This is a genomic window from Nocardia sp. SYP-A9097 (assembly GCF_009649815.1).
GTDB lineage: Bacteria > Actinomycetota > Actinomycetes > Mycobacteriales > Mycobacteriaceae > Nocardia.
The window spans coordinates 305,984-325,945 of the sequence record NZ_WJIC01000003.1 but is presented as its reverse complement, the minus strand read 5'-3'; the positions used below and the strand labels follow the sequence as shown (position 1 = coordinate 325,945).

Here is a 19,962-nt window from a genome sequence, read left to right as displayed (position 1 = left end):
ATCGGCTCCGGACCGCGGATTCGGTTGCTGCTGTTGTGGAGTCCCTACCGGTGAAAGCCGGTCTGCCCCTGTTGATCAACTGCCCCGGATGATGTCTTCCGGTCGTACCGGCACCCGGGTGATATCCCCGGTGCCGCCCTGCTTGCGGCAGGCGTCGCGAATGGCTGCGGCAATCGCCGGTGTCGAGGAGAGGGTGGGTGGTTCGCCCGCCCCGCGTAATCCGTAGGGTGCGTGCGGATCCGGGTTCTCCAGGATCTCCAGCCGCTGTGGGGGTGTGTCGAGAATGGTGGGAATCAGATAGTCCGTGAAGGACGGGTTCCGCACCTTGCCATTGCTTACCTGGATTTCCTCCATCACTGCCAGACCCAGTCCTTGAATCGATCCGCCGTGGATCTGGCCTTCGAGAGACAGGCGGTTCATGATCTTGCCGACGTCCTGGACCGCGTCCAGGGCAACGACTTTCACCAATCCGAGGTCGGTGTCGACATCAACCACGGCCCGGTGGACGCAGACCGCGAGTTGGGTGTGGCTATTGCCCTGGCCGGTTGCCGGATCCATGCCGGTGGTGGGCTTGTGGTGGTATTCGCGGGTTTCTTCGACGACCTCGTCACCGAGTACATCGGCGATGGCGTCGAGTACCTCGCCGGTGCCCGAGACGACCTTGCCCCCGATGAGCTGCAGGCCGCGATGCGCGCCATGCTTACCCTGCGCCAGGGCGAGCACGCGCTGACGCACCGCTTCGCAGGCCGCCTTCACCGCGCCGCCGGTCATGTACGTCTGCCGAGAGGCCGACGACGAGCCGGAATCTCCAACTCCGTTGTCGGCCGGGTGAATTACCACCCGTTCGATACCGAGTTCGGTGCGGGCGATCTGCGCTTCGACGGTGACCAGGCCCTGGCCGACCTCCGCGGCGGCGGTGTGTACCAGTGCGACCGGTTCACCGCCGATGACCTCCAGACGGACCCGGGCGGTCGAGAGATCGTCGAAGCCCTCGGAGAAGCAGATGTTCTTGATGCCGACGCCGTAGCCGACACCGCGCACCACACCCTCACCATGGGTGGTCTGGGAGGCACCGCCGGGGAGATTGCGAATATCGCTGGCGTCCATGGCTTCCGGGAGCGGCATCTCACTCAGGGTGCCGAGCATTTCCGCGAGCGGGGTCGGGGCGTGCACCACCTGACCGGTGGCGAGCTTGGAGCCCTGCGAGACGACATTGAGCTGACGCACCCGCACCGGATCCATATCCAGGGCCTCGGCGAGCTTGTCCATCATCGACTCGTGTGCGAAACACGCTTGCACAGCGCCGAATCCGCGCATGGCGCCACAGGGCGGGTTGTTGGTGTAGACCCCGTACGCGTCGATCTCGATGTGCGGGATTTCGTAGGGTCCTACGGCCAGTGAGGAGGCATTACCGGTTACGTTCAGCGTCGCCGAGGTGTAGGCGCCGCCGTCCAGGACGATGAGAACCTTTGCGTAGGTGAGCTTTCCGGTCGCGGTCGCGCCGAATTCGTAGAGCATCTTCGCCGGGTGGCGGTGTACGTGCCCGAAGAACGACTCTTCGCGGTTGTACATCATCTTGATGGGCTTGCCGGTGTGCATGGCGAGCATGCCCGCGTGGATTTGCATGGACAGGTCCTCACGGCCGCCGAAGGCCCCGCCGATGCCGGCCATGGTCATGCGGATCTGATCGTCGGCCAAGCCCAGACACGGCCCGATCTGCGAAAGATCGTTGTGCATCCACTGTGTCGCGACGTAGAAGTCGAGTCCGCCGTCCTCGGCCGGAATCACCATGCCGGATTCCGGACCCAGGAACGCCTGGTCCTGAATACCGACCTCATACTCCTCGGTGACCACCACGGCGGCCAGCTCGCGCCCGACCGAGATATCGCCGACGCGCACCGGCTGGTGGCGGGCGATACCGCCGCGTTCCTGCACCGCGAGCTTCTTGGGGGCCGAGAGCACCGCCATCGGATCGGTAATGGGTTCCAGTACCTCCCAATCGATTTCGATGGCACAGAAGGCGCGACGGGCGATTTCAGGATGGTCGGCGGCAACCAGCGCGATGGGTTCGCCGTGATGGCGCACCTCACCGATGGCCAGTACCGGCTGATCCCAGGTGTGGTCCAGGCCGTACATCTTGCGGCCGGGCACATCCTCATGGGTGAGCACGGCGTGCACACCGGTCATGGCCAGCGCCGGAGCGATATTGATAGTGCGGATGATCGCCCGGGGATGCGGGCTGCGCAGGGTCGCGCCCCACAGCATGCCGTCGATCCACAGATCGGAGGCATAGGCGAACTCGCCCTTGACCTTCAGTGTGCCGTCAGGGCGCAGCGGGCTCTCGCCGACGCCGCCGCGGCCGGGCGCGACCTGCTCCCCCGGAAAACGGGTGGTGCGCGCGGTACTCATGAGACCTCCTGACACTTCGGGCGGGCACCGGCACCGGGTGCGGCGCTATCGCCCCTCGTACGACTGACTGCTGCGATGGTCAACGGGACTCCTGACGCAGCAGGCGCTTACGAGCGAGCACACCCGCGCGGCCGACCTGATCGTGCGGCAGAGTGCGCAATTCGTCGTTCTGCACGACGGTGCGCCCACCGACGAGCAGCCGCGCGAGGGGCGGGGTGGGTCCGAAGATCAAGGCGCACACCGGATCCTCGACGGCAGCGCGGAAGCCGTCGACTCGCCACATGGCGATATCGGCGAGCTTGCCGGGCTCGAGACTGCCGACCTCGTTCTGGCGGCCCAGGTTTCGAGCTCCACCGAGGGTGCCCATTTCCAGGGCCTGGCGGGCGGTGAGCGCGGTCGGTCCGTGCACCGCGCGCTGGAACAGCATGGCCTGGCGCATTTCCCCTGCCATGGAGGTCAATTCGCTCGAAGCCGCGCCGTCGACACCCAGGCCGACCGGCGCGCCGGCGGCGAGCAGCTCCGACACCCGCGCGATGCCGGCACCGAGGCGGGCATTGGAGCTCGGGCAGTGCGCCGAGCCGGTCCCGGTCTCGGCGAAGCGGCGGATATCGGCGTCGTGCAGGTGTACGGCGTGGGCGAACCACACATCGTCACCGAGCCAGCCGAGCTTCTCCATATACTCCACGGGCGTGCAGCCGACCTGCTCGATGCAGTGCTGCTCCTCGTCGAGGGTCTCCGCCAAATGCGTATGCAGGCGAACACCTTTGGCGCGAGCCAGCTCGGCGGCATCGATCATCAGGCCCTCGCTCACCGAGAACGGTGAGCAGGGTGCGACGGCGACGCGCAGCATGGAATCGAAGGACGCGTCGTGGTAGCGGTCGATGATCTCCTGTGTATTGATCAGGATCTCTTCGCGGTTCTCGACGACCTCGTCCGGCGGCAGCCCGCCCTGGGACCGGCCACGATCCATGGAGCCGCGGCACGGGTGGAAACGCAGCCCGATCTCGCGGGCGGCCATCACCTCGGCCTCGAACAGATCGCCACGCCCCTTGGGGAATACATAGTGGTGATCGCTCGAGGTGGTGCAGCCGGTCAGCGCCAGCCAGCCCAAACCTGCTGTGGCAGCGCCATATACGACATCGGCGTCCATGCCCGCCCAGGTGCGGTACAGGCCGGTCAGCCATTCGAACAGCGTCGAATCCTGGAACATGCCCTGGGTGGCCCATTGGTAGAGGTGGTGGTGGGTGTTCACCAGGCCCGGGGTTACCAGGCAGCCGGTGCCTACGATGCGTTCGGCGCCCACCACCGTCGGCGCCGGTCCGGCGCCGAGGGCTTCGATACGACCATTGTCGATAATGAGGTAACCCGAGGGGATCTCATCGCCGACTACCGGTGCGATATAGGTATTCTCGATAACGATCTTGCCCGTATTGGGTAGGGAGAAGTTCACAGCGCTCACCGTGCGACCGCCTTCCGCTGAGCCGCGAGTCGCACGGCGTCCAGAATCTTCTCGTATCCGGTGCAGCGGCACAGGTTTCCGGCGAGCGCCTCACGGATCTCCACATCGGAGGGCTCCAGATTGCGCTCGATCAGATCATGCGCCTGCACGATGAGACCCGGTGTGCAGAAACCACATTGGACCGCACCGGCCTCGACGAAGGCCTGCTGCATCGGATCGAGTTTGTCGCCGCTGGCCAGGCCCTCAACGGTGCGCACCGAGCGCCCGTGCACCTGACCGGCGGCCACCAGACACGAACAGACTGGCGTGCCGTCCAAATAGACTGTGCAGGAGCCGCATTCGCCTTGCTCGCAGGCGTTCTTGGAGCCGGGCAGCCCGGCGCGCTCACGCAGCAGGTACAGCAGGCTCTCGCCCTCCCACACGTCGTCGACGGTCTCCGGGGTGCCATTGACGGTGAAGTTCACCCGCATCAGGCGGCCCTCCTCTCTGCTGTGTAGTCGTTCCAGGCCCAGCCGAGGCTGCGGCGGGCCATGACCGACAGGGCGTGCCTGCGGTAATCGGCGGTGCCGCGCACATCGTCGATGGGTTTGGCGGCGGAGGCGACGAGCGTGCCGAACTCGCGCAGCAGGGCATCGCTCAGCGGACCCGGGTTCTCCCAAAGCAGTTGTGCCGCAAGGAATTCCTGGGCATCGTGTGCTCGCAGCGGGGTCGGACCGGCCGAGCCGATACCGGTGCCCACCGTCCGGGTATCCGGGTGCAGTGCGATACCGAAGGAGCAGACCGCGATGACCATGGCATTGCGGGTGCCGACCTTGGCGAAGTACTGCGGGCCGGTCGCGGGCTTCAGCCAGATGGCCCGAATCAGCTCGTCCGGCTCCAGGGAACTCTTCTTCACCCAGACATAGAAATCGTCGATCGGAATCATCCGGGTGCCACGCGCCGCGGACTCCACCTCGATGGTGGCATTGGCCGCGAGCAGCGCGGGATGCGCGTCACCGGCCGGGGAGCAGCCGCCGAGATTGCCACCCACCGTGCCGCGATTGCGGATCTGCGGGGAGCCGACGGTGCGCGAAGCCTGTGCCAGACCGGGCAATTGGTCACCGAGTCGGCGGATGATCCGCTCGAACGGCACACCGGAGCCGATGCGCAGCCGGGCGTCGGCGGTCTCCTCGTATTCGAAGAGTTCACGGCAGGGGTTCAGATCGAGCAGAGCCTCCGGGCGGTGCCGGTCGAAATTCAGCTCGACCATCACATCGGTGCCGCCCTGAATGGGCTTGGCTTCGGGTCGCTGCGCCTTCAACGCGAGTGCGTCGGCCCAGCTGTCAGGTCGTAGGAAATCCATTGTGTCCCTTCCGAATTCAGGACCACGCCGGTCCGGCGGCGGGAACCTCGCGCACCACCGTGCCTTCGATGAGCCCGTACGGTCGGTCGGCGGCCCAGAACACCTCGTTGTCATTGACCAGGCCGAACGGCGACAGGTCCACCTCGAAGTGGTGCTTGTTGGGCAGGACGAGTTTGACCTCGGCGATATCGGGGCAGGTCTCGAGCACCCGCTCCCCCATCTCGTAGAGGGTCTGCTGTAGCGAGAGGCTGTGGGTATCCGCGAAAGCTTGCAGCAGACAGCGTTTCACCACTTCATAGGACTTGTCCCACTCCGCGTTCTCGCCGGAGTGCCGCCACTGCGCGTTCACCTCGGTGGCCAGTACACGGTCGCGGGTCTCGCGCAGTGTGGTGTAGCGGTCCTTGATGAAGCCGTGGAATTCGGACTTGGTGGTGTTGAGGACGGTGAGGTCCTTCAAACCGGAGACCACCCAGGCCCGATTGCCGTCGTAATGCACCAGGGCGGTACGGGTTTCGCGACCCGAGCGCACGAAGGAGTGCGGATGGGCGTTGAGCCCCACCACATTTCGCTCCCACTCGTACTCTTCGAGTTCGATGCGGGCGTGGTCGATGGTCGGCTGGGAACCGACGAAGTGGCGGGCCAGCTTCAGGCCGAAGTCCTCCGGGGAGGCGATACCGTGCTGCTTGGCGAAGGCGAAGACGGTGTTCTTCTGGGTATCGGTAGGCAGCACCGCGGCATTGTCGCCGGTCAGGTGCACTTCCTCCATATCACCGGAGAGCGCGACGCTGACATTGAGATCGCGGATCTGGTGTTTGGTCCCGTTCTTGTTCACCCGCACGACGCGGGTCTCCGCCTTGCCATAGCGGTTGGGACCGAGCTTGATCGACATTGTCAGCTACCTCGATACGTGGAGAAGGAGTAGGGACTGAGCAGCAGCGGCACGTGATAGTGCTGCGCCGGATCGGTGACGGTGAAAGCGATGGTCACCTCGGGATAGAACGGACTCAGGTCGCCGGTGTCGAAGACCAGCCGATGCACCCCAGCTTCGGGGGCGGGCAGATCCTTGATGCGGCCGTCGGCGTCGGTTCTGCCCTGCGCGAGCAGCGTGCCGTCGGCGGCCTCGAGCCTGACCGACACGCCGTCCGCGGGGCGACCGGTGGCCGCATTCAGCACATGGGTGGAGAGGCTCATATCAACCCCAGCAGCTTGCGAATACGCAGCCGGGTGATGGCGGCCAGCTCAGCGTGGATCACGGCGCGTTCGGCCTCGACCGAATTGCCCAGGCGGCGCTCGAGTTCGGCGAGCATCTCCTCGGCGGTGCGGCCGGTGGCGCGGATCAGGAAGACGTGACCGAAGTGGTTCTCGTAGGCCACATTCCGATCGGCCAGCCTGATCTTGACTCGATCGGAGGCGAGGTCCGCACCGGACTGTTCGTCCCGCGACCACTGCGCCTCGCGCCGCGCGAATTCACCCGAAACACCTTCGGCGCGTGAGGTCTCCGCACGCTCACCGATGCGGGGGTGGGCCGCGAGGGCCTCCTCGATATCCGTCCAGTCGAGGGCGTCCAGGCCCCAGAGCGCGGCCTGCATAAGGCTGGACTCGTCGATGTACGGCCGACCGGCCACCATCTTGCGGGCCCATTCCCGCGAAGCGCAGCAGGTGAGCAGCTGAGCCTCGGCCTCTTCCAGGGGCAGCGACCCGAGCCATTCCAGGCGACCCGACATCCGACCTCCATCCATTGGCGACTTGCCCGATAAGTACATCCGCCGGGGGCCGTCGACGGCAGGGACGAGACCTCCGAACCTGTGGCCCAGTTCACAACACCGGATTTGTAGATACATCCAAGCCGGTAACCCGCGGGTCATTCGCTGTTAGCGTTGGCAATCATGCGGTTGCGTTCTCTGCTCGCCCTCACCGAAGCCGGTCTGGAACTCGTCACCGGCGAAGACGAACTCGAAAGGTTCGTTCGCTGGGTGGTTACCACAGACATGCTCGACCCTGCCAGATATCTCTCCGGCGGGGAACTGGTGCTCACCGGCCTGCAATGGCGGCGCGCACCCGAGGACAGCGAGACCTTCATCGGCGCGCTGGCCCGGGCCAAGGTCGCGGCCGTGGCCGCGGGCGACGCGAAATATGGTGCGCCACCCGCGGATCTGGTGCAGGCGTGCGAGCGACATCGCATCCCACTGTTCCGGGTGCCGGAGGATATTGCCTTCGCCACCGTCACCGAGCAGGTCAATCGCAATCTCTCCACCGGGCGGGCAGCGGATCTGGCCGCGATTCTGGACCGGCATCGCCAACTCGTCTCCGGTGGCGGATTGAATTCGGTACTCGAACTCATCCACCGCAATCTCGGCACGCCGTGCTGGGTGGTGTCCTCCACCGGGCGGGTGGTGGCCGGACCGCAGCAACCGCTGTCGGCGCAGGTCCAAGCCGCCTGCCTGTCCGCGCAGCGACTGCCCGACACCTATTCGCTGGACGGTAGCCTGTTCTCGCTTTTCGCGGTGGACGCGGACGGCACCTCGCGGGTCGCGGACTGGTTCATGGTGTTCGAGAGCGACTACAAGGACTGGCCCGAGGAGCACCGGGCGATAATCGGCGAACTCGCCGCAGTCGTCGCGCTCGAGCGTGTCCGACAAGACGACCGGCAGAATGCCGAGGGTCGACTGGCGCAGGAGCTCATCGAACTGGTTGTGTCGGACGCCAAACCCGCCGAAATCGTTTCGCGGCTGGAACTTACGGGGCTGGCGTTGTCCGAGCGGTATCTCGCCGTCGCCGCCACCGCTGATTCGGGTGCGGTGCGCCCCAGGGAATTACGCTCACTGTTGCGCGAAATCCTTTATGACAGAAGCCCGGCCGCAGGTGTGGTCGACGGCGAGGCCATCGCGCTGGTGCCGATCGGCGATGACGGCAGCCTGGACGATCGCATTCATCGTGCGGTCGAAGCACTGGAGCCGGGATTGCAGGGCAGTCGCCTGGCGGTGGGCATCAGCGGTGGCGTGGACGGTGAAAGTCTGCGTGGCGCGGTCGAAGAGGCGCGATATGCCCGGCGCATGGCGGCCGAGCGGAATCAGCCCACCAGCGTCGTGCGGCATGACGAACTGGCCACGCACATGCTGCTGCTGGCCAGTGTTCCGGACGAGGTGCGCCGGATGTTCCGGGTGCGATTGCTCGACCCGCTGGCCATCTACGATCGCGATAATCGGGCCGATCTGGTGCACACCCTGGAGACGTTCCTGCAAGTGTCCGGGTCCTGGTCCAAATGCGCCGATCTGCTGCATGTGCACGTGAATACGCTCCGCTATCGGGTGCAGCGCATCGAGGAGCTCACCGACCGCGATCTGTCACGCCTGGAAGACCGGGTCGACTTCTTCCTGGCGCTGGCCCTGCGCTGACGAATCGCTCCGGCGAATTCACCTGCCCGTCGTGCGGGTGCCAACGGCATCTGCCAGAGTCGGGCGTATGACTCGACGCGCGCGTGGCATAGGTGCGGCCCTGTTCAGCGTGCTGCTGGTGGCCGGATGCGGTAGTTCCGGCGACACCGCCGCACCCACCACTTCCGGTGCGGCAGCAGTGGTTTCGACCGGTGACCTGCCTGCCGCGCAGCCGGGAGAGGTGCATCTTTTCGGGCTGAACGATCTGCACGGGAATCTGCAGCCGCCGACCGGGAGCAATGGGCAGGTGGGCGGCGTGCAGGCGGGTGGTGCGGCCTATCTGGCGGCACATTTGGCCAAGTTGAAAGCGGCGTATCCGGCCAGTGCGATATTGGCCGCCGGGGACAATGTCGGGGCGAGTCCGTTGATCTCGGCGCTCTTCCACGATGAGCCGACCATCGACTTCATGAACTCGATCGGGGTGGCCGCGTCATCGGTCGGGAATCACGAGTTCGACCATGGCGTAGTGGAATTGGCGCGTCTGCAGCAGGGTGGGTGCGCGGCGGACGGCTGCGTGCCCGGTGATCCGTTCACCGGTGCGGAGTTCCCATACCTGGCCGCGAATGTCACGGACGGCACCGGCAATCTCCCGAAGGGGTTGCGGCCCTGGACCATGCTCGAGGTCGGCGGGCACAAGATCGGCGTGGTCGGGACCGTCACTGCGGATACCGCGAATATTGTTCTGCCCGAAGGTATTCGGGGCTACAGCTTCGGCAACGAGGCCGACGCGATCAACAAGTATGTGCCCGAGATGAAGGTCGCGGGGGCGGAGACCATCGTCGCACTGCTGCACGACGGTGGCGCGCAGCGCACCAAGGGCGCGCCGGTGGACTACAACGGGTGCGCCGATATCACTTCTCCGGTAACCGATTTGGCCACACATACCGATGCCGCGGTGAAGGTGCTGATCACCGCGCACACGCATCAGTCCTACAACTGCACCATCAATGGGAAGGTCATCACCCAGGCATCCTCCTTCGGACGCCTGATCACCGATATCACGCTGCGGTTCCATGACGGCACGGTGGACGCGACGGCGGTCAATCGGGTCGTGACCCGCGATATCACCCCCGACCTGGCCGCCACCAAGCTGGTGAATTTCTATGCGGACCAATCCAAACCACTCGCGCAACGGGTGATCGGCACGGCCACCGCGGCACTGCCCGCCGACCCGGCACCCGCGGGCGACTCACCACTGGGTGATCTGCTGGCCGACACCATGCTCGACGGCACCACCGCCGCCGGAGCCGTGGCCGCCGTCATGAACCCCGGGGGTGTGCGCGCGGATCTGCCCGCCGGGCCGATCACCTACGAGCGGGCATATACGGTGCAGCCCTTCGGAAATCAGGTGGTGACGGTCAGCCTGACCGGGCAGCAGATTATCGAGTTGCTTGAACAGCAGTGGGACAATGTCAGCAAAACGGCGGTGCTTTCGATCGCGGGCATCACCTACGCCTACTCCGAGGCCGCGCCGAAGGGGCACAAGATCCTCGCCGATACCGTGCGTATTGGCGGACAGCCACTGAATCCCGTTGCCTCCTATCGGGTCTCGACCAATAACTTCCTGTCCTCCGGCGGTGACGGCTTCAGCGTCTTCACACGCAGCACCGGCCTCGCGGTCGGCCCGATGGACCTCGATGCCCTGGAGTCATATCTGCGCGCACACGGCGCGGTGTCTCCCCCGCCCTCCCGGATCGAACGGCGCTGAGCCGGGTCGGTCTTACGCCGGATCAGCATCCTCCGAAGGCCCTTCGATCGGGAAAAGTATTGGGCTGAGCAGGTATTGGCCACGTTCCGACGTGGGCCGATTGGCCAGGCGCGGCAGGATGACGCCGCGCAGCTCCACGATCATCTCCTCCAGCTCGGCGCGGTCGAGCCACACCGCATGTTGCCGGTAGCCGACCAAATCGGCTGCCGGGTCGGCATTCTCGCGATCCAGATAAGCATTGAACTCGGCGATCAATACCGCCATGGCGGTGGCGAAGACCCCGCGCTGCTCATCGGCGGATAGTGCCGCCGCGGTCTCGGTCTCGACAATCGCCCGTTCCGGGCGTAGCCGATACCGACGCTCCACCGCGCCGCGCACCCGCCGCTCCTCCGCAACCTCCAGCACACCGGCATTCGCCAGCAGTTCGACGTGGCGGTATGCGGTCGCCTTGGACACATCGGGGAGCCGGGCGCACAGATCGGCGGTGGTCAGGACGCGACCGCCGCGCATGGCGTGCACTATGCGCAATCGCACCGGATGGGCCAGCAGCTCGAACGGATCCACCGCACAACATTCTCACACCATGTTATTGTTCGCAAAACATGAGAATGGTTGGCAGGTGGGAACAATGGCAGAGACAGACCCCGTCGCGATCGCCACGACGGTGGCGGAGTGGGCGCGCGACGAACGCTTCACCGAAATCGAAGAACTCTTCGCGCCACGCCTGCGGGCAGTGGTGTCGGCCGAGACGGTCGGCGTGGCCTGGACCGCTCGGGTCGGCACGGTCCAGACCATCGGCGCGGCGGCCACCGAACCTCTCGACGGCGAACTGGTCCGGGTGAGCGTGCCGGTGAACTGTGAACGCGGCGAACTCACCTTGGTCGTATCCGTCGACAGTGCCGGGCAACTGCACGGAATCCGCCTCGCCCCACCGGCCGGCGCGTGGGAACCGCCGGGCTACGCCACACCGAAACGTTTTACCGAACAAGAGGTTTCGCTCGAAACCGACGCCGGATCCGTCCCCGGCACCCTGACCCTGCCCCGTGGCCGCGGTCCGTTCCCAGGCGCTGTCCTACTCGCCTCCGGCCCCACCGACCGGGATCAAACAGTGGGACCGAACAAGCCTTTCAAGGATCTCGCCTGGGGTTTGGCGAGTCGCGGGATCGCGGTACTGCGGTTCGACAAGCTGAATTTCGTCCACGGGCAACTCGCGACCGCACCGGACTTCACCATGGTCGAGGAATACCTCCCCACCACCATCGCGGCAGTCCATACGCTGCAACAACATTCGAGCGTCGACCCCGCTCAGGTGTACGTGGTGGGTCACAGCGGCGGCGGCAAGGCAGCACCCCGGGTGGCCGCCGCCGAACCATCCATCGCCGGCGTCGTGATCATGGCCGGTGACACCGTCCCTCTGCCCATCGCCGCCGTCCGAGTGGCCAATTACCTTGCCGCCCTTGACCCCGGCCCGCACACCACCGCCACTCTCGAATCGATCACCGCCCAAGCAGCCGCGGTCGAGAACCCCGACCTCTCCCTCTCCACGCCCACGTCCGAACTCCTCTTCGGCTGGCCCGCCGCCTACTGGCTGGACCTCCGCACCTACCACCCCGCCGAAGCCGCAGCGGCCCTGAACAAACCAACCCTTCTCCTCCAGGGCACCCGCGACTACCAGGTCACCGTCCACGACGACCTCCCCGCCTGGCAACAAGCCCTCGCCACCAACCCTGAAGCCCGAATCACCCTCTACCCCACCGCCGACCACATGTTCTTCCCCGGCACCGGCCCGTCCACCCCCACCTCCTACCAATCCCCCAACCATGTCGCCCCCACCGTCATCACCGACATCGCGAACTGGCTCACCAGAACCCGACCCCGGAACCCACCGACCCGTCTCATCAGCAAACTCAGGCGCTGACGGCGTGCCACAAGTGTTCGAAATCTGCCTCGGCCTGCGACCGGACCTCGGCCCTACCACATAGAATTCAGCTCATGTCTGCGATCTTCGACTGGGCTCGGCCGGACAATATCCAGCCCGAGCCGATCACCGTTGATATCTGGCGCGAGCTCCCCGAGGAGTTCTGCCGACTGGTCGAGGTGGTCAATGGGGACGCCGTGCGTGCCGAATCCCCGACCCGTGCGCATCAGAAGGCCGTACATCGTCTGCTCACGATGCTGGAGACCGCGGCTCGCGACCACATGGTTGAGGACCCATCGGTCTGCCTCGACACCAACCAAGACTTCGATGTCGTCCTCTGGGAGGCGCCGCGCGCGACAATCCGCCGCCTTGACATCGCACTCTTCGAATGTGTTCCCGCCGATGTACGGCCACTGCATGCCTGGCATTTGAAGATCGCGGTCGAGGTCATCTCTCCCAGTCATATCAAGACCGATCGCCTGGAAAAGATGAGTGAGTACGCCGCCGCCGGAATCCCCTGGTACTGGCTGGTCAGCGTCTCCGACAGCGAAGTCACCGCCATCGAGACCTACGGCCTCGACCACAGCGTCGGCCACTACCGGCTGGCCCAAATCCTCAAGCCCGAAACCACTTTCGCCGTCGAGCTGCCGATCCGAATCCGACTCGACTGGGATCAACTGACCAACCTCGTACTCTGACAACGTCCACTCTGGGCGCTTGGCCGCGCGCACTGCTACCGTCTGCGGCGTGAGCACTAGTCAGGGTCCGCCACAGCCGAAATATGTTCGTTCTCAGCGTGTTTGGCGGGTGACTCGCCGGATCGCGTTCGCGGGGCTGGTTGTCGCGCTACTCGCGGTGGTCGGATACTTTCTGCAGGGGGTTCCGCAAATCACCTGCTCATGTGCGGTTGTGAACCCGGATGTGGCCGTCGCGAAGGCGGGCGGGGTGTTCATCGGGACGCCGACCAAGGTGCTGCATGGGCGGGATGCGGACCTTTACGAATTCCAGGTGACCGAAGTCTTCAATGGGGAGGTGGGGTCGACCACCACGGTGGGCGTCAATACCAGCAGCGGTTGCGGTACCGGGTTCACGATCGGGCGGCCGACACTATTGCTTGTGTCGTCACCGTATTCGCAGGGAGCCGCCTGGCAGGCGCACGGGTGCGGGCCGGATGTCAGCGCCACCGAATTGCGGGCGATCGCACAGACCACCTATGGCCCAGCCCATGCGCCGACGGTCGCCGCGCCGACGGCCGAGATCACCAATTGGACCCGGCTCAGCTATAAAGTGCCCCGCACACTGCAGTTACTGATACTCGCCGCACTCGCCTGCGTGGGAGTGGCCGCGTATGCGACGCGTGGGCTGCACCGGGCAGAGCGGGTGGCGATATCTGCCCCCGAAACTCCGTAATAGACATAGTTCGTCCCCCGCCCCTGCTATCACCCGGTAACTACCCGCCGGTTGACAACCCCCAACCCATCCGAGCAAAGTCGTTCCGGCACAAGCACGTTGGATGGGGCACACTCCAGCGCAAACCGACCACGGCTCACACCAGATTGATCGAGTCCAGGAACCGCGCGCCCAACTCGGCATCGCCCTCGATGACCACATCGCAGTCCCGCCAGCCGCGGCGGGTGGTCGCCCAGACCGGGAATTCCAGCGCCTGAGCGTGGATGTGAGCAGCTGAGTCTGACGCGGTTCCGGGGTTGACCCGCAATCGATTTCGCGGAGCGGGTTCAATCCGCCAAGTTCCCCCGCCGGGGCCGCTCAGGGTGATTGCCACGGGCGCGTCCAGCCATCCCAATTGCGTGCGATGCGACTGTTCCAGTAACGCCGTCAACCACCCCAGAATCGCCGACATCCGCCCCGCATCGGTCGCAGGAGCCGGGCGCCCGAGCGCGGGCGCGATGTCGTGCCGCAGGTGCGTGTGCCAGTCGAACAGGTACAGGGCGGGAAAGATCCGCAGCGGATGCCAGCCGAGCTCACCGACCCGCAGTCGCAGGCTCGCGATACCCGGAACCGTCGCGGCCGTCAGCCCCACAATCCCCCGAGCACTCCAAACCTCGAATCCCGCCAGCGCCTGTTCCGGTGTGAGCGAACCACTTTCGGCCACCACAGCATCATTGGTCCGCTCGATCTGCCGCGACGCCATCGACCGCACCGCCGACGGAGTGATCACCGCCCGCACCCCCGCGGTCATATGCACCACAACGTCCTGCACACTCCACCCCGCCGCCGCACTCGGCGCGGCCCACTCCCGGGGCTCCAGACCGGTGCAGAACTCGAGCACAGTGCTCCGCTCGGCCCGCAGTGCCGCCAATGAACCGGCTCGACTCACAGTCATGGGTATGACTGTGCCAGATGACCGTAGGCGCACCCGGCCGAGACGCGAAGCATTCGATTCGCTCGGTGGATGACCTGGCCACCCCACTCGGCCGGCCCAACGAACCGAACAGCGGGACCGGTTGGCCGTCCTGAGCCAGAGCTCAGGCGCGATGCCTGCCGTTGTAGACGGTGGAGGTTGCGAAGCGGGACGCGGCGGAATGGGTGGTCATTTGCGATGAGTGGCAACTCGTTCGGGGACGGATCCGGCCGGGGGTCGGCGAGGCCCCACCAGGCGACCGATACGACGACGATCCAAGACAGTACGACCAGGATGATATGAGCGAGCGCTGACATGAAACCACCTCGGTCCAAGGTAATTCGGGCTATCGGTAATACCGCCCGCGAGTGGCGAGTGTCCTGCGGCCGCGATCAGTGATCTCCCAGGTGGCACGTCCGGCTCGCCGCCGACCCACGATCAGGCCCCGCGAGGTTCGATCACCGCGATAGGTGGCATAGCGGATGGCGGCAGCTCTCGCCGAATCAGCGGGGAGATATGAACCGTGCCAAGCCCGCACCGGCTGCGACGTGTAGGTGAAGATGCCGATTGTGCTGCTCGTCGCCGAGGTTCGTCAGTACCTGACAACCCCCATACTCGGCAACAACTTGCTCGGCGACCTCTTGTACGACTGTCAGCAGCTGAGCCCCGAGATCCGGTTCCAGCTCCAGCAAGAAGCGGACGTGCTCCTTCGGCACCACGATCACATGCTCGGTACCGAATCCCGGAATCGGTGGACGGAAGGCGAGCACGTGGTCGGTCTCGACCACGACGTCGACATCGATCAGGCGCGGGATCACCTCGGTGCAGTACCAATCCGGTTCGATCACACCTCCACAGTAGGGAGATCCGCACCAGAAGTCTTCGGTGAGGCTGCGCGACAACGACTCTCGATGCCAACTCGCTCGTGGACATGACCGTCTCGATCAGTCCGGTATGCGGCTGTGATAGCGCATTCAACCGTTCCGAGGCGCGGCTGGCCGGCGACTGCATTTACGGATGGCCATCGACGGTATGTGCGACTGGGCGCACCGATATCTCGGCCGTATCGAGAGCGCCCGCCGCCACTTCGACGAATACACCGCAGGTTGGGTGGTCATTACCGACCGGAAAGTCTGGTCCGAAGTACGATCGGGATCATGCGGTCCATTTGGAAGGGCTCCATCGCGTTCGGGTTGGTCAATGTTCCCGTGAAGGTTTATACCGCCACGGAGGACCATGACATCAAGTTCCATCAGGTGCATGCCGCGGATGGTGGGCGGATCCGGTATGAGCGGGTGTGCACGGTGGATGGGCAGCCGGTGCAGTATGCCGATATCGACAAGGCATATGAATCGCCGGATGGGGATCGGGTGATTCTCACGGATGAGGATTTCAGCAAACTGCCCGCTGCCGAGAAGCATGAGATTCCGGTATTGCAGTTCGTGCCGGCCGAACAGATCGACCCGATATTTTTCGACAAGAGTTACTTTCTGGAACCCGATTCGACTACGCCGAAAGCCTATGTGCTGCTGGCGAAAACACTTGAACAGACCGACCGGATCGCACTGGTGCACTTCACGTTGAGGCAGAAGACCCGCCTCGGTGCGCTGCGCGTACGGGACGGGGTGCTGGTCCTGCAGACCATGCTCTGGCCGGATGAGGTGCGGGCGGTCGCCTTCGACAAGCTCGACGGGGTATCCGAGCCGCGGCCACAGGAACTACAGATGGCCGAGACGCTGGTGGGTACACTCTCCGACGACTTCGATCCCACTCAGTATGTGGACGAGTACCAGATCGAATTGAAGAAGCTCCTCGACGAGGCCATTGCCAGCGGCAGCGGCAAGGTCACCCGGGCTCCCGAGGCGGCCGCGCCGCAGATGGATGCCGAGGTGGTGGACCTGGTCGCGGCCCTGCAACGGAGTTTGGAAGCGTCCGGGCGAGGCGCATCGAAGGCTCCGGCCGCTGCACCGAAGCAGACCGCCGAAGCAGCACAGGCGGCCACCCCCGCGAAGAAGACAGCCAAGAAGGCCGCGAAGAAGGCTCCCGCCAAGCAAACTCGCAAGGGCGCTTGAGACCAGCAGGTTGACCGGATTCTCGGCCGAAGCCGGTGAGAACGGCAGCTAACTGGCAAACTGTCCGGTATGGAACCCGCTATAGCCATCGTCCCCATGGGACTCGGACACCTGCGCCAGGTCCTGGATCTGGGCTACGAGGTATTCGACACCTCCACCAAGCCGTACACGTCCTGGTCGCTCACCTCGGTGGCCGAGCATCTGGACAGCCCCAGCCGCTCCTGCTGGGTCGCGGTGGATTCGGACCGGGTGGTGGGATTCGTGCTCGGATCGATGGAGTTCGAACTGCGCGATGACTGGGGATACCTGGAGTGGATCGCGGTCGCACCGGATATGCAGGGGCACGGAATCGCCGGGCGGCTCATGTCCGCCTGCTGCGACATGCTGTTCCAGAGCGGGGCGCGCCGGATTGTCACCGACGTGGAGATCCACAACACCGCGTCCGCGTCGCTGATGAAGCGCAACGGATTCAGCGAAGGCACCACCGTCACGCTGTTCGTGCGGCCGAATCCGGCCCCGGTCAGCGATGAGGCCGCCGACACGACCGACAGCGACCAGATCACGCTGACACCGGGCACCAAGCGGGAGCTGATTCGCAAGGGCCGCATAGCCGGTGAGGGCGGACGTCCCCGCATCACCCGCTAATCCCAGGGTCCGATGACGAAAAGTTGTCGGACCCTTTCTCTATCGTGTGCGACATGACCGATGCCACGATGACCGCGATCACTGCCGCCGTAACCGTTGGGCGGCAGGGAAACCCCGGACAGGCACGCGCGGACCTCGCCACGCTATGGAATTCCGTTGGTGTGGACGGTGATCCGCTGCATCGCGTCACCATCGCGCATTACATCGCCGATCTATACGATCATGCGGCGGATGCGCTCATCTGGGATGTCCGGGCGCTGGATGCCGCGCAGGCACTCACCGACGAGCGTGCCAAGCAGGAGCACGAGTCACTGGATGTGCGGGGCTTCTACCCGTCCCTGCACCTGAATCTCGCCGATAACCTCCGCCGACTGGGAGCGTTCGACTCCGCGCACCAGCAGCTCGACGCCGCCCGGGAGCGCCTCGCCGCACTCGGCGAGGGCGCGTTCGACGGTGGCGTCCGAGCGGGCATCACCCACGTGGAAACCGCACTGGCCGAAGGCAATACGGACCGACTACCCACGCACTGATCCCATCAGCGCGCGAGTATCACCGCACCGATCCCATCCGGGCGCGAGTATCACCGCACTGATCCTGTCCGGGCGCGAGTTTCTCCGCACGGATCGGCGTCCGCGGCGGCTAAGCGTCCGCGGCTGCTCGCACCTGCCCCTCCCGGAAGAATTCCAGCAGGCTGCCGACGGTCGAGACCTCCGCGCGCGAACGCTTCGCACCGAACGGCGCGTTCCAGAACTCGCCACGCCGGCGCGTCCACGGTCCGACATACGCGTACGGTTGCGGGTTCTCCCAATCCCCCGGCGAGACACCGTAATTCACCTCGCCTACCGCGACCGACAGGTCGAAACGCTCCGGCCACAGCACCGGCGGCTCGGTGGCGAAGCGGCGTAATGCGGTGTCCCCCAACGCGAACCAGTCGTGCACCGAACCCGCCGCCTCGGTATCCACGGTGAAGGGCTCGTCCGGATCCATGCCGGTGCCCTCGGAGTACAGCCCGTCCGGCGGACCATCGGCCTCGAAACCGGCGGCTATGGCCAGGTCGCTGTAGGTGCCCTGTAATCGGATGCGGCCCTGCGGCCAGACCAGATCCGTGCCGGTCACGGACACCGGCCATTTGATACCGATGAACCCGCCCAGGACGATTCGCATTCGAATGCTGCCGAACCGGCGATACTGCGGACCCGCGATGAGCAGTTCCGCCGCCGCGTGCAGGGCGAACCGAGTGTCTTCGTAGGTGATGTCGTCCACCTCGAAATCATCTCCGGCGGAGTGGGTGTGCTGCTGGGAAATGGGCGTCCGGCCAAACAAAAGTGCGTCGTACCGGATAAATCCGGCACGACGCACAGTTGATATTCGCGCTGGATCAGCGCGTCTCGCCCGAGTCAGCGTGCGTTATCGGTGCACGCCGACAGGATCACCTTGGCCGAACGCGGCGAGGCGGAACCGACATCCGGGAACGTCGGCGCGCTGTTGCCCAGCACGTCGATGGCACCCTTCTCCGCGTCGACCTTGGTGGCCGCCCACGCCCAGCCGAAGCGGGTATCGGCGCCCTGTGCGACAGCGCCGCACGCGTTCGCGAAGTGCACGACGACCTCACAGTCGCCGCCACCGCACTTGCTGACGGCCGCACTGTCCGCGCCGCCCCAACTGCCATAGTTGACCGCATATGCGACATTTCCGGTGCTCCGCGACAGCGCCAGGGCGCCGTACAGGTCACCGGAGGTGGCCGTGAATCCCGGCTGGTCTTCCGCCGCGTTGGCGGGACCGGCGGCCATGATGCCCATCGCGGCCATCGAGGTGATGGCGAGGCCCATTCCGGCCTTGCGCAGCAACGACATTCGATACTCCCCGTGATGAATTGTTGGAACGGGTCGAATCCTTGCCGAGCGACCTCGCAATGTCCAATCCAGTCTTATCGGACGCAATCACATCCGGCGCATAACCGAGACAACTTTTCCGAGCACCACGGCCTGGTCGCCATCGATCACGTCGTAGGCGGGGTTGCGCGGTTCCAGATACACATGGCCGTTGCGCCTGCGATAGACCTTCACGGTGGCTTCACCATCGATCATCGCGGCCACGATTTCACCCGAGTGCGCCTCGGTCTCCTGCCGGATCACCACGATATCGCCATCGCAGATTGCCGCGTCGATCATCGAATCACCGCGCACGCGCAGCCCGAAGACCGTCCCGCGCCCGACCAATTCGCGCGGCAGCGACAACACATCGTCGGTGTGCTGTTCGGCCAGAATCGGCGTACCGGCCGCGATATCGCCGACCACCGGCACCGGCACCGAATCGCCGGACTGCTCCCGCGGCGCGGCGGCGGCCAGGAACAGCCGCACATCCATCGGCCGGGTGACCGATTCGCCGCGGGACAGGAATCCGCGATCCTCCAGCGCCTTCAAGTGTTTGGAAACCGACGAACCGGATTTGAGCCCGACCGCGTCACCGATCTCGCGGCTGCTGGGCGAATACCCGTGCCGCTGCACCCAATCGCGGATCGTGCACAGAATCTGCTGCTGGCGGGGCGGCAGGGTGGAGGTGTCGAGGTGGGCGAACCCGTCGAAGTCGTCGTATCCGGTCACCCGGGCATCG

General features: G+C 65.3%; 21 protein-coding genes. 8 read left to right on the top strand and 13 right to left on the bottom strand.

What is annotated here, in order from left to right:
- Positions 1–75: 75 nt before the first annotated feature.
- From GFY24_RS08910 to uraD, 7 genes are all read right to left on the bottom strand, one after another.
- Positions 76–2,409 (bottom strand): xanthine dehydrogenase family protein molybdopterin-binding subunit, encoded by a 2,334-nt coding sequence (locus GFY24_RS08910; RefSeq protein WP_194852790.1) that lies wholly within the window; start codon positions 2,407–2,409, stop codon positions 76–78.
- 79 nt (positions 2,410–2,488) lie between these two features.
- Complete coding sequence (locus tag GFY24_RS08905) at positions 2,489–3,868, bottom strand: 8-oxoguanine deaminase (protein ID WP_309230630.1); 1,380 nt, start codon at positions 3,866–3,868, stop codon at positions 2,489–2,491.
- Positions 3,865–4,338, bottom strand: a complete 474-nt coding sequence (locus GFY24_RS08900) for a (2Fe-2S)-binding protein (protein WP_153804500.1) — start codon at positions 4,336–4,338, stop codon at positions 3,865–3,867. Before GFY24_RS08900 ends, GFY24_RS08905 begins: the two co-directional genes overlap by 4 nt.
- Positions 4,338–5,210: a xanthine dehydrogenase family protein subunit M gene (locus GFY24_RS08895; RefSeq protein WP_153804499.1), complete on the bottom strand. Its 873-nt coding sequence runs from the start codon at positions 5,208–5,210 to the stop codon at positions 4,338–4,340. The genes GFY24_RS08900 and GFY24_RS08895 overlap by 1 nt, the downstream gene beginning before the upstream one ends.
- 16 nt (positions 5,211–5,226) lie before the next feature.
- Positions 5,227–6,099, bottom strand: a complete 873-nt coding sequence (gene pucL / locus GFY24_RS08890; protein WP_153804498.1) for a factor-independent urate hydroxylase — start codon at positions 6,097–6,099, stop codon at positions 5,227–5,229.
- 2 nt (positions 6,100–6,101) lie between these two features.
- Positions 6,102–6,401, bottom strand: a complete 300-nt coding sequence (gene uraH, locus GFY24_RS08885) for a hydroxyisourate hydrolase (RefSeq protein ID WP_153804497.1) — start codon at positions 6,399–6,401, stop codon at positions 6,102–6,104.
- The gene (gene uraD / locus GFY24_RS08880; RefSeq protein WP_153804496.1) at positions 6,398–6,934 is read right to left on the bottom strand and encodes a 2-oxo-4-hydroxy-4-carboxy-5-ureidoimidazoline decarboxylase; all 537 of its coding nucleotides are present in this window, start codon (positions 6,932–6,934) and stop codon (positions 6,398–6,400) included. Before uraD ends, uraH begins: the two co-directional genes overlap by 4 nt.
- Positions 6,935–7,096: 162 nt before the next feature.
- On the opposite strand from uraD, the gene GFY24_RS08875 reads away from it, so the two are divergent.
- Positions 7,097–8,605 carry a PucR family transcriptional regulator gene (locus GFY24_RS08875; protein WP_153804495.1) on the top strand — a complete coding sequence of 503 codons (1,509 nt, stop codon included), beginning with the start codon at positions 7,097–7,099 and terminating at the stop codon, positions 8,603–8,605.
- Positions 8,606–8,672: 67 nt separating this feature from the next.
- Positions 8,673–10,352, top strand: a complete 1,680-nt coding sequence (locus GFY24_RS08870; protein WP_153804494.1) for a bifunctional UDP-sugar hydrolase/5'-nucleotidase — start codon at positions 8,673–8,675, stop codon at positions 10,350–10,352.
- Positions 10,353–10,364: 12 nt separating this feature from the next.
- Here GFY24_RS08870 and GFY24_RS08865 read toward each other — a convergent pair whose 3' ends face one another.
- Entirely contained in the window at positions 10,365–10,916 is a 552-nt protein-coding gene (locus tag GFY24_RS08865) for a helix-turn-helix domain-containing protein (protein ID WP_309230629.1), read from the bottom strand.
- A 64-nt stretch (positions 10,917–10,980) separates the two neighbouring features.
- On the opposite strand from GFY24_RS08865, the gene GFY24_RS08860 reads away from it, so the two are divergent.
- From GFY24_RS08860 to GFY24_RS08850, 3 genes are all read left to right on the top strand, one after another.
- Complete coding sequence (locus GFY24_RS08860) at positions 10,981–12,270, top strand: S9 family peptidase (RefSeq protein ID WP_153804493.1); 1,290 nt, start codon at positions 10,981–10,983, stop codon at positions 12,268–12,270.
- 74 nt (positions 12,271–12,344) lie between these two features.
- Positions 12,345–12,968, top strand: coding sequence for a Uma2 family endonuclease (locus tag GFY24_RS08855; RefSeq protein ID WP_153804492.1), 624 nt, complete (start codon positions 12,345–12,347; stop codon positions 12,966–12,968).
- A gap of 49 nt (positions 12,969–13,017) precedes the next feature.
- Positions 13,018–13,680, top strand: a complete 663-nt coding sequence (locus tag GFY24_RS08850) for a hypothetical protein (protein ID WP_153804491.1) — start codon at positions 13,018–13,020, stop codon at positions 13,678–13,680.
- Between the two features lie 136 nt (positions 13,681–13,816).
- Here the strand turns inward: GFY24_RS08850 and GFY24_RS08845 are convergent, their stop codons facing one another.
- A complete protein-coding gene (locus GFY24_RS08845) occupies positions 13,817–14,614 on the bottom strand; it encodes a maleylpyruvate isomerase N-terminal domain-containing protein (RefSeq protein WP_153804490.1) in 798 nt (265 codons plus the stop codon).
- Positions 14,615–15,135: 521 nt separating this feature from the next.
- Positions 15,136–15,480, bottom strand: coding sequence for an HIT domain-containing protein (locus tag GFY24_RS08840; protein WP_309230628.1), 345 nt, complete (start codon positions 15,478–15,480; stop codon positions 15,136–15,138).
- Positions 15,481–15,789: 309 nt separating this feature from the next.
- Between GFY24_RS08840 and GFY24_RS08835 the strand changes: the two genes are divergently transcribed.
- The 3 genes from GFY24_RS08835 to GFY24_RS08825 all read left to right on the top strand — a co-directional run bounded on the left by GFY24_RS08835 (position 15,790) and on the right by GFY24_RS08825 (position 17,879).
- On the top strand, positions 15,790–16,704 hold the full coding sequence (locus GFY24_RS08835; protein WP_153804489.1) for a Ku protein: 915 nt from the start codon (positions 15,790–15,792) through the stop codon (positions 16,702–16,704).
- A gap of 69 nt (positions 16,705–16,773) precedes the next feature.
- Positions 16,774–17,349 (top strand): GNAT family N-acetyltransferase, encoded by a 576-nt coding sequence (locus GFY24_RS08830; RefSeq protein WP_153804488.1) that lies wholly within the window; start codon positions 16,774–16,776, stop codon positions 17,347–17,349.
- A 53-nt stretch (positions 17,350–17,402) separates the two neighbouring features.
- Entirely contained in the window at positions 17,403–17,879 is a 477-nt protein-coding gene (locus GFY24_RS08825) for a hypothetical protein (protein WP_153804487.1), read from the top strand.
- 109 nt (positions 17,880–17,988) lie between these two features.
- On the opposite strand, the gene GFY24_RS08820 is transcribed toward GFY24_RS08825, so the two are convergent.
- The 3 genes from GFY24_RS08820 to lexA all read right to left on the bottom strand — a co-directional run bounded on the left by GFY24_RS08820 (position 17,989) and on the right by lexA (position 19,952).
- Positions 17,989–18,612 carry a hypothetical protein gene (locus tag GFY24_RS08820; RefSeq protein WP_309230627.1) on the bottom strand — a complete coding sequence of 208 codons (624 nt, stop codon included), beginning with the start codon at positions 18,610–18,612 and terminating at the stop codon, positions 17,989–17,991.
- 134 nt (positions 18,613–18,746) lie between these two features.
- Positions 18,747–19,202: a DUF4189 domain-containing protein gene (locus tag GFY24_RS08815; protein WP_153804485.1), complete on the bottom strand. Its 456-nt coding sequence runs from the start codon at positions 19,200–19,202 to the stop codon at positions 18,747–18,749.
- Positions 19,203–19,289: 87 nt separating this feature from the next.
- Positions 19,290–19,952, bottom strand: a complete 663-nt coding sequence (gene lexA / locus GFY24_RS08810) for a transcriptional repressor LexA (RefSeq protein WP_309230626.1) — start codon at positions 19,950–19,952, stop codon at positions 19,290–19,292.
- Positions 19,953–19,962: the final 10 nt, after the last annotated feature.

What these genes read in the sequence shown, in the direction of transcription:
- GFY24_RS08910 (WP_194852790.1), bottom strand. Translation starts at nt 2,409, where the DNA reads ATGAGTACCGCGCGCACCACCCGTTTTCCGGGGGAGCAGGTCGCGCCC.
- GFY24_RS08900 (WP_153804500.1), bottom strand. Translation starts at nt 4,338, where the DNA reads ATGCGGGTGAACTTCACCGTCAATGGCACCCCGGAGACCGTCGACGAC.
- GFY24_RS08895 (WP_153804499.1), bottom strand. Translation starts at nt 5,210, where the DNA reads ATGGATTTCCTACGACCTGACAGCTGGGCCGACGCACTCGCGTTGAAG.
- pucL (WP_153804498.1), bottom strand. Translation starts at nt 6,099, where the DNA reads ATGTCGATCAAGCTCGGTCCCAACCGCTATGGCAAGGCGGAGACCCGC.
- uraH (WP_153804497.1), bottom strand. Translation starts at nt 6,401, where the DNA reads ATGAGCCTCTCCACCCATGTGCTGAATGCGGCCACCGGTCGCCCCGCG.
- uraD (WP_153804496.1), bottom strand. Translation starts at nt 6,934, where the DNA reads ATGTCGGGTCGCCTGGAATGGCTCGGGTCGCTGCCCCTGGAAGAGGCC.
- GFY24_RS08875 (WP_153804495.1), top strand. Translation starts at nt 7,097, where the DNA reads ATGCGGTTGCGTTCTCTGCTCGCCCTCACCGAAGCCGGTCTGGAACTC.
- GFY24_RS08870 (WP_153804494.1), top strand. Translation starts at nt 8,673, where the DNA reads ATGACTCGACGCGCGCGTGGCATAGGTGCGGCCCTGTTCAGCGTGCTG.
- GFY24_RS08860 (WP_153804493.1), top strand. Translation starts at nt 10,981, where the DNA reads ATGGCAGAGACAGACCCCGTCGCGATCGCCACGACGGTGGCGGAGTGG.
- GFY24_RS08855 (WP_153804492.1), top strand. Translation starts at nt 12,345, where the DNA reads ATGTCTGCGATCTTCGACTGGGCTCGGCCGGACAATATCCAGCCCGAG.
- GFY24_RS08845 (WP_153804490.1), bottom strand. Translation starts at nt 14,614, where the DNA reads ATGACTGTGAGTCGAGCCGGTTCATTGGCGGCACTGCGGGCCGAGCGG.
- GFY24_RS08835 (WP_153804489.1), top strand. Translation starts at nt 15,790, where the DNA reads ATGCGGTCCATTTGGAAGGGCTCCATCGCGTTCGGGTTGGTCAATGTT.
- GFY24_RS08830 (WP_153804488.1), top strand. Translation starts at nt 16,774, where the DNA reads ATGGAACCCGCTATAGCCATCGTCCCCATGGGACTCGGACACCTGCGC.
- GFY24_RS08825 (WP_153804487.1), top strand. Translation starts at nt 17,403, where the DNA reads ATGACCGATGCCACGATGACCGCGATCACTGCCGCCGTAACCGTTGGG.
- GFY24_RS08815 (WP_153804485.1), bottom strand. Translation starts at nt 19,202, where the DNA reads ATGTCGTTGCTGCGCAAGGCCGGAATGGGCCTCGCCATCACCTCGATG.